Annotated in this window: 12 protein-coding genes; 4 read left to right on the top strand and 8 right to left on the bottom strand. The window is 72.0% G+C overall.

Annotated elements, in window-relative coordinates; genetic code table 11:
- Positions 1 to 159 precede the first annotated feature (159 nt).
- The 3 genes from ABZT49_RS28220 (at position 160) to ABZT49_RS28210 (ending at position 1,794) form a co-directional block, all read left to right on the top strand.
- Positions 160 to 1,035, top strand: coding sequence for an NAD(P)-dependent oxidoreductase (locus ABZT49_RS28220; RefSeq protein ID WP_355291049.1), 876 nt, complete (start codon positions 160 to 162; stop codon positions 1,033 to 1,035).
- Between the two features lie 181 nt (positions 1,036 to 1,216).
- Positions 1,217 to 1,435, top strand: a complete 219-nt coding sequence (locus ABZT49_RS28215) for a ribbon-helix-helix protein, CopG family (RefSeq protein ID WP_355291047.1) — start codon at positions 1,217 to 1,219, stop codon at positions 1,433 to 1,435.
- A complete protein-coding gene (locus ABZT49_RS28210; protein ID WP_355291045.1) occupies positions 1,432 to 1,794 on the top strand; it encodes a type II toxin-antitoxin system VapC family toxin in 363 nt (120 codons plus the stop codon). Before ABZT49_RS28215 ends, ABZT49_RS28210 begins: the two co-directional genes overlap by 4 nt.
- Before the next feature lie 109 nt (positions 1,795 to 1,903).
- Here ABZT49_RS28210 and ABZT49_RS28205 read toward each other — a convergent pair whose 3' ends face one another.
- The 5 genes from ABZT49_RS28205 to ABZT49_RS28185 all read right to left on the bottom strand — a co-directional run bounded on the left by ABZT49_RS28205 (position 1,904) and on the right by ABZT49_RS28185 (position 5,055).
- Positions 1,904 to 2,224: a nitrile hydratase accessory protein gene (locus tag ABZT49_RS28205; RefSeq protein WP_355291043.1), complete on the bottom strand. Its 321-nt coding sequence runs from the start codon at positions 2,222 to 2,224 to the stop codon at positions 1,904 to 1,906.
- Complete coding sequence (nthB, locus tag ABZT49_RS28200; protein ID WP_355291041.1) at positions 2,221 to 2,892, bottom strand: nitrile hydratase subunit beta; 672 nt, start codon at positions 2,890 to 2,892, stop codon at positions 2,221 to 2,223. Before nthB ends, ABZT49_RS28205 begins: the two co-directional genes overlap by 4 nt.
- A complete protein-coding gene (gene nthA, locus ABZT49_RS28195; protein WP_355291039.1) occupies positions 2,889 to 3,551 on the bottom strand; it encodes a nitrile hydratase subunit alpha in 663 nt (220 codons plus the stop codon). The genes nthB and nthA overlap by 4 nt, the downstream gene beginning before the upstream one ends.
- A gap of 53 nt (positions 3,552 to 3,604) precedes the next feature.
- Positions 3,605 to 4,429, bottom strand: a complete 825-nt coding sequence (gene soxA, locus ABZT49_RS28190; protein WP_355291037.1) for a sulfur oxidation c-type cytochrome SoxA — start codon at positions 4,427 to 4,429, stop codon at positions 3,605 to 3,607.
- Positions 4,430 to 4,821: 392 nt separating this feature from the next.
- On the bottom strand, positions 4,822 to 5,055 hold the full coding sequence (locus ABZT49_RS28185; RefSeq protein WP_093568902.1) for a hypothetical protein: 234 nt from the start codon (positions 5,053 to 5,055) through the stop codon (positions 4,822 to 4,824).
- Positions 5,056 to 5,245: 190 nt separating this feature from the next.
- Between ABZT49_RS28185 and msrP the strand changes: the two genes are divergently transcribed.
- Positions 5,246 to 6,220, top strand: coding sequence for a protein-methionine-sulfoxide reductase catalytic subunit MsrP (gene msrP / locus ABZT49_RS28180; RefSeq protein WP_355291035.1), 975 nt, complete (start codon positions 5,246 to 5,248; stop codon positions 6,218 to 6,220).
- Positions 6,221 to 6,487: 267 nt separating this feature from the next.
- On the opposite strand, the gene ABZT49_RS28175 is transcribed toward msrP, so the two are convergent.
- The 3 genes from ABZT49_RS28175 to ABZT49_RS28165 form a co-directional block, all read right to left on the bottom strand.
- The gene (locus ABZT49_RS28175) at positions 6,488 to 7,837 is read right to left on the bottom strand and encodes an MFS family transporter (protein WP_355291033.1); all 1,350 of its coding nucleotides are present in this window, start codon (positions 7,835 to 7,837) and stop codon (positions 6,488 to 6,490) included.
- A 288-nt stretch (positions 7,838 to 8,125) separates the two neighbouring features.
- Complete coding sequence (locus tag ABZT49_RS28170) at positions 8,126 to 9,460, bottom strand: ABC transporter substrate-binding protein (RefSeq protein WP_355291031.1); 1,335 nt, start codon at positions 9,458 to 9,460, stop codon at positions 8,126 to 8,128.
- Positions 9,461 to 9,522: 62 nt separating this feature from the next.
- Positions 9,523 to 12,022: ATP-binding protein (locus tag ABZT49_RS28165; RefSeq protein WP_355291029.1), on the bottom strand; the 2,500-nt coding region annotated here is incomplete at its 5' end.

Raw genomic sequence — 12,022 nt, 5'->3', positions numbered from 1 at the left:
GCCCGACACCATCCAATCGCGCACAAGCTTCCACTGGCTACACAATACGGCCAAGATAAATGCCTAAGCTGAACACATCAGACGGAAATGGTATGAGGGCCTGACACCGGGCCGCCCCGCCATATCTCTTCCCCGACCCGCAGGGTGGGGAGTGTGGCGATGGATGTCGGAATTCTCGGGCTCGGCCGGATGGGCCGGGCGATGGCGCTCAACCTGGTCAGGGCCGGCCACCGGGTCCGGGTCTGGAACCGCTCGGCCCAGGCGGCGGAGGCTTTGCGCGCCCACGGCGCCGTGCCGGTGGCGACCCCCGCCGAGGCGTTCCGGGGCGATGCCGCGGTGACGATGCTGGCCGACGACGCCGCGCTCCGCGCCGTCCTCGTCGAGGGCGGCCTGCTCGACCAGACCGAGCGGCCTGGGGTGCATCTCGGCGCCAGCACCATCTCGGTCGCGCTCGCCGAGGAACTGGCGGCGGTGCACGGGCGGGCCGGCGTCCCTTACGTCTCCGCCCCGGTCTTCGGCCGGCCCGACGTGGCGGAGGCGGGCCAGCTCAACATCCTGGCGGCCGGCTCGGTGGAGGCGATCGCCCGCGCCCAGCCGCTCCTCGACGCGATGGGGGCGAAGACCTGGCACTTCGGCGAGGCGCCGGCCCGGGCCAACGCGGTCAAGCTCGCCGGCAACATGATGATCGTCGCGGCGATCGAGGCGATGGGCGAGGCCGCGGCCCTGGTCGAGGCGCACGGCGTCGCGACCCCCGATCTCCTCGACTTCCTGTCGAACACGATCTTCGCCGCCCCGATCTATAAGAACTACGGCGCCTCGATCGCCGCCGGCCGTTACGAGCCGCCGGGCTTCGGGCTGGCGCTCGGCGCCAAGGACGTACGCCTGGCGCTCGCCGCGGCGGACGCCGCCCGAGTGCCGATGCCGCTCGCCAGCGTCCTGCGCGACAGCCTGCTCGACGCGCTGGCGCATGGCGACGGGGAGAAGGACTTGGCGGCGCTGGCGACCGTGTCGATGCGGCGGGCGGGGCGGGGGTAGAGGCGGCGCCGGCGATCGTTTGCAGGGGATCGATTGGGTCTCGCGCGCCGATGGCGGCTTCTCACCGGAGCCGGATGGGTCCGCTCGGCCCACCGGGCGGTCTGGTGGGCCGCTTCAGCCTTCGTCATCATTCACGTGCGGCAACGCGCTTGCTATGATGATGGGTGCCGATGAGGATGCAATGCTGACCACTGTCGAGATACCGCCGGAGCAGGTCGAGGCACTTGATCGGATCGCTGCCCGCGAGCACACGTCGCGCGATGCTCTCGTGCAATCGCTGATCGCCGAGTTCGTAGCCAAGCATGGGGTCAAACCTGACATCGACCGCTTCTTCGGTGCGTGGGCCGATCGTACGATCGATGGCCTCGATCACCAGGAAAGGCTGCGCTCGGAGTGGTGAAACCGCTCTACGACACCAACATCCTGATCGGTTTTCTGGTCGGTCAGGGCCAGGCACGGGCCGGACTCGCCCGTCATCAAGAGCGCTCGATCAGCGTCATTACCTGGATGGAGGTCATGATCGGTGCAAGCCCGCAGGACGAGGCGGCGACGCGTCTGTTTCTTCAAAGCTTCACCGTCATTGCGATCGACGAGGCGGTTCGCGAGCAGACCGTGCGGGTGCGCCAGGCGCGTCGGATCAAGTTGCCCGATGCTATCATCCTGGCCTCGGCGCAAGTTCACGGCCTGGCGTTGGTAACGCGCAACCCGAAAGACTTCTCCATCGGTGATCCGAACGTACGCGGCCCCTACACGATCTGAGTAGTCTTACGACGGGCTCCCACCGAGCCTATATCGCCCGCGCCACTCCGGGCTCTGTTGACCGAGCTCGGAACGACGCGGAGTATTTGAAGTCCACGCATTCAACGTCTCAGGCCAGCCCCGGATCGTTCTCCAGCCGAATCGGCTCCCCGTGCGGCGTCGCCGCCGCCGCCCGCGCGAAGGCGGCGCGGCGCGCCTCCAGGGCCGCCGCGCTGGTCAGGCCGCGCTCGGCGAGCAGTGTCTCGATCGTGTCCAGCCACAGCGCGTAATCCGCCACCCGGTCGCCGGCCCGGCCGAGGGCCTGCGCCCACTCGCTCCAGGTGAACAGGCCGGCATCGTGCAGTGACACCACCAGCGCGAAGGTCTGCGCCTCCCAGGGGGCGGCGAAGACCGGAGGCTCGGGCGGACAGCCCGTATGCGGGACGCTCATGCACCGCCCCTGGCCGGTTCGAGGTAGCTCTCGAAGGCGTTGACCGAGACGGCGAGCCCCGGATCCGCGTCCTCGCCCCACAGCTCGATCCCGGAGAAGCGCACGGTGTAGAGCCATTGCGGCGCCTCGCCGGCGAAGGCGGCGTTGGAATCCGGGAAGACGAAGCCGCCATGGACCCGCTCGACCGTGCCGGTGCGGCCGCGGACGTAGCGCGGCAGGCGGGTATGGCCGGCCGGGTGGATCACCTTGGCTCGCACCTCGTCGCCGGGGGCGAACCGGGCGGGATTCGCCACTGGGCGGTCGCTCGGGAAGCCGCGGGAAAAGAGCGGCGCCACCTCCTCGGCCTGGAGCACCCGGGCGACCGGGGCCGGCGGGGTCGTGGCGGCGCCGGCCGCGAGCTCGCCGGCCCCGACGAGGCCGTGCTGCTGCACCTGTTTCTCCAGGGCCCGAAACCAGATGCGGTAATAGCTGGAGGTCAGGTACTCGCCGGGCGGCAGCGATTCGCGGGCGGCGCGGCTGGCATCGAGGTTCCAGGTGCCGGTCGCTCCCATCGCCATCGCCAGGGCGAAGACCCGCCGCTCCCAGGGAGCGTAGAACCGGGGCTCGTCCGCCTCGAGACCCAGCGGGCCGAAGCCCTGCATGCCGCCGAGATCCTGTCCGCCGTTCATGCGCCTGACCCCTGGTCGGGGCTCGTGGGGAGCCCGGTGCCGATCATCGAATCGCGGGTGACGAGGTCGGCGAGCGCTGCCTCGTCGAGACTGTCGGTTCCGGGAGGCCGCATCGGCAGCACCATGTAGCGCAGCTCCGCGGTCGAATCCCACACCCGGATCCGCGTCTCGGGCGGCAGGCTCGTGCCGAACTCGGCGAGCACCCCGCGCGGGTCGATGACGGCGCGGGAGCGGTAGGGCGGCGACTTGTACCAGACCGGCGGCAGGCCGAGCACCGGCCAGGGATAGCAGGAGCACAGGGTGCAGACGACGAGGTTGTGCTCGTCGGGCGTGTTCTCGACCACCACCATGTGCTCGCCGCCGCGCCCGCCGACATCGAGCTCGCGCATCGCCGCGCTGCCGTCCTGGAGGAGCCGCGCCTTGAAGGCGGGATCGACCCAGGCCCGCGCCACCACCCGGGCGCCGTTATGCGGCCCGACCTTGGTCTCGTAGGTCTCGATCAGCACGTCGAGGGCGGCCGGATCGACGTAGCCCTTCTCGACCAGGATCGATTCGAGGGCCCGCACCCGCAGGTCCATCGGCGACAACTCGCTGCCGTGCGGGTGATCGTGGTCATGGTGATCGTGGCCGTGATGATCGTGGTCGTGGTCTTGCGCCATGTTCGCCCTCCCGAAGGGGCCAGGATACGCCGCGGGCCCTCGTCCCACCACCGTCACGGACGCACGGCCGGTGTCTCCACGGCGAGGGGCGCTGCGCGCTGCATCAGGTAGAGGGTGAGCGCCACCGCCTCCGCCGAGCCGGGGGTGAGCGGCGCGGCCCGCATCCCGGTGAGGCAGTTGCGCAGGCGCCGCTCCAGCGAGCCGAGATCCTGCCATTCGAGCCGGTAGAGCGGGTAGCCGGTCGGGTGCCCCTGCGGGATCGTGCTCGCGCCCAGGCGCCGGCCCCACTGCGCATCGTGGCAAGCGGCGCAGGAGAAGCCGAGCTGGCCCATCGGCGTCTCGAACAGGGCCCGCCCCTCGGCCCGGGCCGGGGCGAGGCGGGGATCGTCCGGGGGCGCCAGCGGCATCGAGCGGGAGAGGTGGCCGAGATAGGCGGAGAGCGCCAGGAGGTCGCGCCCCTCCCGCGGCAGCGGCGTCGCGGCCTGATGGCGGGTGCGGCAGAGGTTGATCCGGCCCTCGAGGTCGACCGGCTGGCCCGTGCCCTCGTCCCAGGCCGGATAGCGGGCGGCGACGCCGCGCATCGCGGGCTCCGCGTGGCAGCCGGCACAGGCGGGGATCCCGGGGGAAGGCGTCCGGGCGAAGAGCTCCGCCCCGTCCTGGACCCAGAGCATGCCAGGATTGGCGGTGTCGTCGGCCTGCATCGCCCGGGTCTCGGGCGCCATCTGGTCGAAGCCGGAGCGGCGCTCGGCGGGTGGGATCCCTTGGGACGAGACTTGCGACGAGACTTGGGACGAGATGCCTTGCGCCGCGGCGGCGCCAAGGAGCAGCGGCGCCGCGAGGGCGAGGCTGGCGAGCGTCCGTCCTCTTGGTCGGCGCATGCCGGGGATATTCCTCATGGCGGGCGGAGTACCCGAGATTACACGGGAGCCTGCACGCCCGCACGTCCGCCGATGCCAGGGTCACCGATCCATGGCCGCTCAGGCGCCGGAGTTCGCTATTCCGCTCACAACCTCATCCTGAGGTGCCGCGTAGCGGCCTCGAAGGAGGCCTCCAGCAGTCTCTGCGATCCCTGGAGGCCTCCTTCGAGGCTCGTTTCACTCGCGCCTCAGGATGAGGGCGTGGGTGGGAGATGGGGGGTGGTGGCTGCGGCTCGCGCAGGAGAAACAGGTTTCGACAAGAACCCTCGATCGCGTAGGCCCACGGGAGACGGGAGACGGGAGACGGGAGACGGGAACCGAAGCCGACGTCGCGTCGATCGTGTAGCCCATCGTCAGATCGGCCGCACCTCGCCCGGGCGCAGCTTCAGCCGCGCCGCGAGGCGATCGGAGAGGGTGCCGCTCAGCTCCACCGCTGCCTCCGGCGCCACCGCCTGCACGGCCGCCACGGCGGCGAGCGGGTCGGTCGCCATGGCGACGTAGACCCGCAGGCCCGGGGCGGCGGACCCGGTATCGGCGGCCGAGACGGCGACCGTGAAGGCGGTTTGTTTCGGCTTCTTGGCGGGCATCAGGTTCTATCGCACGCGGACGGGGCGCTTGTCTCCGCCCGGGCCAAAGCCGCCCACACGCGATCGTGCCCGCGGCGGCTCCCTCGCCGAACCGTGACTTGCGCGGCCGGGCATTCGCCCCGATGTCCCCTACGAGACTCTGCCGTCCGAGATTTTTGTCCTCCGGGACACGGCCTTCAAGGGGCGAACCATGCACATCAAGGTCAAGCGCGACTGGGAGATGCCCGAGCGCCTCGCCACGCCCGAAGCGATCTTCCTCGACCGCCGGGCGCTCCTCGGCGGCGGCCTCGGCCTGGCCGCTTCCTCCCTCGTCGGTGGGCCGGTGCTCGCCGCCGTGCCGGGGGAGGGGACCGGCGCGGTGAAGACCGCCGATCTCTACCCGGCCAAGCAGAACCCGGCCTACACCCTCGACCGTCCGCTGACGGCGGAGCGCTACAGCGCCGACTACAACAATTTCTACGAGTACGGTACCAACAAGACCGTCACCCCGGGCTCCAACGCCCTGAAGGTCCAGCCCTGGACGATCAAGATCGACGGCCTCGTCGAGAAGCCGTTCGAGATCGGCTTCGAGGACCTGGTGCGCAAGATGGCGCTGGAGGAGCGGCTCTACCGCCACCGCTGCGTCGAGGCGTGGTCGATGGCGGTGCCCTGGACCGGCTTCCCGCTCGCCGCCCTGGTGGCGCTGGCCAAGCCCACCGGCGACGCCAAGTACATCCAGATGCAGACCTTCATGGACAAGGCGATGGCGCCGGGCCAGCGGGCGTTCTTCTATCCCTGGCCCTACACCGAAGGCCTGACGCTGGCCGAGGCGAACAACGAGCTCGCCTTCATGGTGACGGGCGTCTACGGCAAGCCGCTGCTCAACCAGTTCGGCGCGCCTTTGCGCCTCGCCGTGCCGTGGAAATACGGCTTCAAGTCTGTGAAGTCGATCAACCGCATCACCTTCACGGCCGAGCGGCCCAAGACCTTCTGGGAGGGACTGCAGGCCTCGGAATACGGGTTCTGGGCCAATGTGAACCCGGCCGTGCCGCATCCGCGCTGGAGCCAGGCGAGCGAGCGGGTGCTGGGCACCGACGAGCGGGTGCCGACGCTGATCTACAACGGCTACGGCGCCCAGGTCGCCGACCTCTACAAGGGGCTCGAGAAGGAGCGCCTGTTCGTCTGACGGAAGACGGGCCGGTGCATCCACCGATGCGCCGGCCCTTTTTTGCTGATCACAACCTGATCAACACCCACAGGGTCATTCCGGGGCCGCGCAGCGGAGCCCGGAATCCAGACACTCAGGTTGTTCAGGATGAAGCGGAACGCACGCCGCCTTGTTCTTCACCACTTGCGGTTCTGGATCCCGGGCTCCGCTGCGCGGCCCCGGGATGACCCTGTCGAAGTGGAAAGGTGGGCGATCTCTCGGCCCGCGTACTCCGTGGGACTGGACTTACGCCGTCCCGTCGCCCTGGAGATAGCCGGAGCGGCGGCTGTCGGGCATCTGCAGCGAGACCAGGAACGCCACGGCGCACATCGCCGTGACGTACCAGTAGAAGGTGGTCTCGTAGCCGGCCTCCTTGAAGGTCAGGGCCACGAACTCGGCCGAGCCGCCGAAGATCGCGTTGGCGATGGCGTAGGACAGGCCGACGCCGAGCGCCCGCACCTCGGCCGGGAACATCTCGGCCTTCACGAGCCCGCTGATCGAGGTGTAGAACGAGACGCACATCAACGCCGCGGTGATCAGCAGGTAGGCGACGACCGGGCTCTTGGCGTCGGCGATCGCGTGCAGCAGCGGCACGGTCAGCAGCGTGGTGAGCCCGCCGAACAGCAGCATCGCGGTCTTGCGGCCGAACTTGTCGGCGAACATGCCGAAGAACGGCTGCGCCACCATGTAGGTGAACAGTACCGCCGTCATTACCAGGTTGGCGGTCTTCTTGTCCATATGGGTGGTGTTCACCAGGTACTTCTGCATGTACGTGGTGAAGGTGTAGAAGATCAGCGAGCCGCCGGCGGTGTAGCCGAGCACGGTGAGAAAGGCGCGGCGGTGGTTGCGCCAGATCGACGCCATGCTGCCGGCCTCGCGCGAGGTGCGGGTCGCGGCGGTCGAGGTCTCGTGCAGCGAGCGCCGCAGGTAGAGCGCGACCACGGCGGCGGCGGCGCCGATGAAGAACGGGATGCGCCAGCCCCAGGCGGTCATCGCCTTGTCGTCGAGGGTCAGCGTCACCAGCACCACGACGAGCGAGGCGAGGAGCTGGCCGCCGATCAGCGTGACGTACTGGAACGAGCCGTAGAAGCCGCGCTTCCCCTTCAGCGCCACCTCGCTCATGTAGGTCGCCGAGGTGCCGTACTCGCCGCCGACCGACAGCCCCTGCGCCATGCGGGCGAGCAGCAGCAGGATCGGGGCGAAGATGCCGATCTGGCCGTAGGTCGGCAGGATCGCGATGACGAGCGAGCCGGCGCACATCATCATCACGGAGATCAGCATCGAGGTCTTGCGGCCGTAGCGGTCGGCGACGCGGCCGAATACCCAGCCGCCGATCGGCCGCATCAGGAAGCCGATCGCGAACACCGCCGCGGTGTTGATGAGCTGCACCGTCGGGTCGGAGCCCGGGAAGAACACGTCCTTGAAGTAGATCGCCGTGAAGGCGTAGGCGTAAAAATCGTACCACTCGACGAGGTTGCCCGACGAGGAGCCGATGATGGCCTTGATGCGGGCCTTGTTGTCGTAGGCCGCGATGGTCGGGTCTTGCGAGGCGAGGCTGTCGGCGGCCGCGGGCCGGCTCTGGGCGGTACTGGTCATCGCGGGGCTGTTCTCCTCCCGGGGGTGAGCGATGGCGGGGCGCGAGCGGGCCGCCTGGGGCCGCGCGCCGCGCCCGGACTAGGAGAATGCACGGCCGGGGTACAGCCCCGCACCGCACCATTCCGGCATTTTCCTTCCGCTTCCGGCGAGTGTCCCAAGGATAACGGGCTGACGCAAGGTCCGGAACGTAGAATTCCGCGCCCGGAGAGACGTTCGGACTGGTGCGCGGAAACCAACCGGAACAGGATCGGTGGATTGCTGCAACGCAACACTCTTGCGAAGACTTCGTCAGGGCGCGGCCGAGCAGGCTTCCCGGGGTTTGGCGCCGGCGGTGCCGGTCTCGGTGGCGACGCGCTCGGCCAGGGCCGCCACCGCGGCGTCGAGATGGGGCGCGATCCGCTCGCGCGGGGCTAAGATCTCGTCGCCGACCTGCACCCAGCGGGCGCCGGTCCATTCCTGCACGGTGAGCGGGCGGCGCCCGCTATGGTCGGCGCAGGACAGGCGCAGGCGGCGGGCGAAGCCGACGAGACCGAGCTCCTTCCAGCGCACCGGATCGAGGTTGATGGCCTCCAGCCCGCGGCGCATCGCGGAGCCGTCGATCGCCCGCGTCCCGGCGAGCGCCTTCGCGTTGCGGATGCCCTCGGCCAGGATCACCCCGGCATAGACGCCGCGGTTGTAGAGCGGGCCGGCATTCTCCTCCTTGGGCGTGCGCGACAGCCCAGCATCGATCACCAGGAGGTCGATCTGGTCGAAGGCCGGGAAGCTGTCGCCCGGCGCGTGCCAGGTCACGGTGCGCAGGCCCTTGGCGGTGAGGTCGCGGGCGCCGGCGGCGGGCCGCAGCAGGTCGTCCTCGCCGGTCCAGCCCACGGTGACGACGCGGTTGAGAGGCAGCCCCGCGGCGGCCGCGTCGCGCAACGGGGTGCCGGCGAGGCCGGCGGTGGCGTCGAGGATCACGTAATCCGGATCCGCGGCCCGGACCGCGCGCCAGGGGCCCGCGCCCTCCTCGGCGCCTTCCGGCAGGGCGTAGGCGCGGAAGGCGAGGCCGGCCTCGGCGGCCAGCGCCCGCAGCACCGGCTCCGGCTCCCGGCCCGCCGGGCTGTCGCGGTGGATATAGGCCACGCTGCGGCCCTGCGGGCTGTCCTCGCTGCCGCCCTGCGCGACATGCGCGAGCGCCGCGCTCAGCGAATCCCACACCGTGGCCGGCGGCGCGAAGGCCCAGGGCAGCACGTCGCCCCGCGCCATCGCGGCCGGGCCGTAGCCGGCGGCGACGAGAGGCATCCGGTCGGCGGCGAGGCGCGGCAGCAGCGCCAGGGCCGCGTCGGCGCTGCCGGGCACCAGCGCGATGCTGCCGCGGGCGACCGCCGCCTCGTAGCAGGCGAGCGCCCGCGCCGCCTCGCCCCCGGTCTCGCATTCCTCGACCGCGAGGGGGCTGCCGCCGACGCCGCCGTCGCGCCGGCCGAGCATGGCGAGGTAGTCATAGAGTCCGTTCGCCAGGGCGGTGCCGGCGGCGGCCATCGGGCCGGTGCGCTCGGTGAGCACGGTCAGCGGCAGGGCCTCGGCCGCCGCGGCGGGGCCGGCCAGAACGATAAGGAGGGCGGCGATGGCGGCGGGGCGGGGCGACATGGCCTGTCCTGACGGAGCGTGAACGACACCAAGCCTACGCCCGGGACCGCCCGGGCGATAGCTCAGGATTCGAGCACGCGCCCGGCCGGAAACAGCACCTCGACCAGCGTGCCCTCGCCCGGGCGGCTGGTGATCCGCAGGCTGGCGCGGTTGGCCTCGACGAGGGCCTTGGTCAGCGGCAGGCCCAGACCGGTGCCGCCGCCGCGGCGCTGCGCCGTGGCGATCTGGCGGAACGGCTGGAGCGCCGTCTCGATCTCCTCCGGGCTCATGCCGATGCCCGTGTCTCGCACGCGCAGCGCCACGCCGCCCCGGTCGGTCGCCGCCGTCGAGACGATGACCTGCCCGCCCGCATCGGTGAACTTGATCGCGTTCGAGATCACGTTGAGGGCGGCCTGGCGCAGGGAGCGCTGGTCGGCCAGCACCGCCGGCAGGCCGGGGGCGAAGCTCGTGCGCATCACCACCCGCTGCCGGGCGGCCTGGGGCTGCATCAGGGCGACCGAGGCCGCCACGAGGTCGTTGAGGGGCAAGCCCGCGAAGGCGAGGTCGAGGTGGCCGGCCTCGATCTTGGCGAGGTCGAGCAGGTCGTTGACCAGGCTGACCACGTGCTCGCCGGAGGCCCGGATGTCGCGCAGGTAGTCGCGGTAACGGTCGCTGCCGACGGGGCCGAACTGCTCCTCCAGCATCACCTCGGCGAAGCCGATGATGGCGTTGAGCGGCGTGCGGACCTCGTGGCTGATCGTGGCCAGGAAGTCGGATTTCTGGGCGCTGGCCCGCTCGGCCTCGCGCCGGGCGCGCACCAGTTCGGCCTCGGTGCGCCGCGAGGCCGAGACGTCGCGCAGGATCGCGGCGACGCGGCGCGGCGGCCCGCTCGCCACCGGCGCCAGGGTGAGGATGAGGGGCAAGGGGCCGTCCGCCCCCCGCGCCATCACCTCGTCGCCGGTCGTCGCGGTGGCGCCCGCGCTCGCCCGCAGCAGGGCGGCCTGGGCCGCCGGCCGGCTCTCGGGCGAGAAGAGGCCGATCAGGGGCTCGCCCGCGACCTCGCGCGGATCGGCGCCGAGGAGGTCTCGCGCCCCCCGGTTCATCCGGACGATGCGGCCCTCCTCGTCGAGCACCACCACCCCGTCGGTGACCGCGTCGAGGATCGCGGTCGTCTCGCGCAGGTTGGCGTCGCGATGGGCGAGATGGACCTCGGCCGCCGCCAGGGACTGGACCGGATCGGCATCGGGCAGGCGGCGGATGGTGAGCAGGCTCGCGGGTGCGCCGTCCCACTCGATCACCCCGACGGTGATCCCGACCGGCACGCTGCCGCCGGTCCGGGTGGCGAGGGCGACCGGCGCGCCCTCGCCGGGGCCGAGGGCGGCCGAGGGGTCGCGGCCGCGGAAGATCGCCCCCGGGCCGCCGGCCGCCGCCAGGGCCTCGGGGCTGTCGTAATCCGTCAGGGTCAGGAGCTGGCGGTTGGCGAGCAGCACCTCGTCGCCGCGATGGACCAGGAGCCCGACCGGCAGCCGCTCGACGAGGCGGGCGAGCGCCACCTCGGCGCCGCGCTCGGGCAGGCGGGCGAGCGCCTGCGCGCCCCGGAACGGCGTCACGGCGCCCCGCGCCGGCGCGGCGTGCGGCACCGGGGCCGACGCGGCGCCTTCCGGGTCGCCGGCGAAGCGCGCGCCGAGCGCCCGGGCGATCTCCCGGAACGCCGCGTGCTCGTTGAGGGAGAGGGCGGCGCCCGGCCGCTCCTCCGCCGGGGGCTCGGCGGCCAGGGGTTCGGCGGCCAAGGGCTCGGTCGCTTGGAGCGGGTCCTCGGGCGGCGAGTCTGCGGGCGGAGCCGGATCGTGCGACGGATCGCCGTCAGCTTGGTCCCGCGGCGCCGGCTCAGGTGGAGCGGCCTGCGCCGTCGCATCGGGCGATCCCGCCGGAAGGCCTGTGCCGGGGGGGCGGGCGCCGAAGCCCCAGCCCATCCCGAGATGCGCGAAGGGCGCCGTCATCAGGCCGGCCAGTTCCCCCATCGTCGCCCCGGCGAGGGCGACGAGGTCGGGCGCGTCCGGCTCCGGCCGTGGGCCGTCCCGGGTCGGCTCAGGCCGGGACGGGGCCTGGGGCGGTGTTTCCTGGGCCGGCTCCCCGGTGGGCAGGCGCCCGACGGCGATCACCGCCGCGGCGCGCTCGCGCAGGGAGGGGCGGAGCGGCTTCGGCTCGGGCGCCTCCGGCCGGTCGGCCGCCGGGACGACGCGCTCCGGATGGACGACGCCGAAGCCGCTGAACCCCGCGAAGGCGCGGCCGGCCCCGAGGCGGGGCGCCCCCGAGAGGTCGACCATGACGGCGTCCCGGGTTCCGGCGATGCGCCAGCGCAGGGGCACGGCCCGGAAGGTCTTCCGCTCCGCCAGGGCCTCGACCAGGGCCGGCTCGGCCTCGACCGGGCCGGCGACGAGCTCGTCCCAGCTGCGGCCGACCGGCGAGGCGCCGACGGTCTCGGGCAGCCGCCCCGTCACCTCGACGAGGCAGCCGCGGGCGTCGCTGCGCCACAGGAAGCGCAGGCCGGGGCCGGGCGCGGGACGGGGGGCGGGCTCCGTG

Source organism: Methylobacterium sp. EM32, assembly GCF_040593685.1.
Lineage (GTDB): Bacteria > Pseudomonadota > Alphaproteobacteria > Rhizobiales > Beijerinckiaceae > Methylobacterium.
The sequence above is the reverse complement of the archived record's forward strand: the minus strand, read 5'-3'. Positions and strand labels throughout refer to the sequence as shown.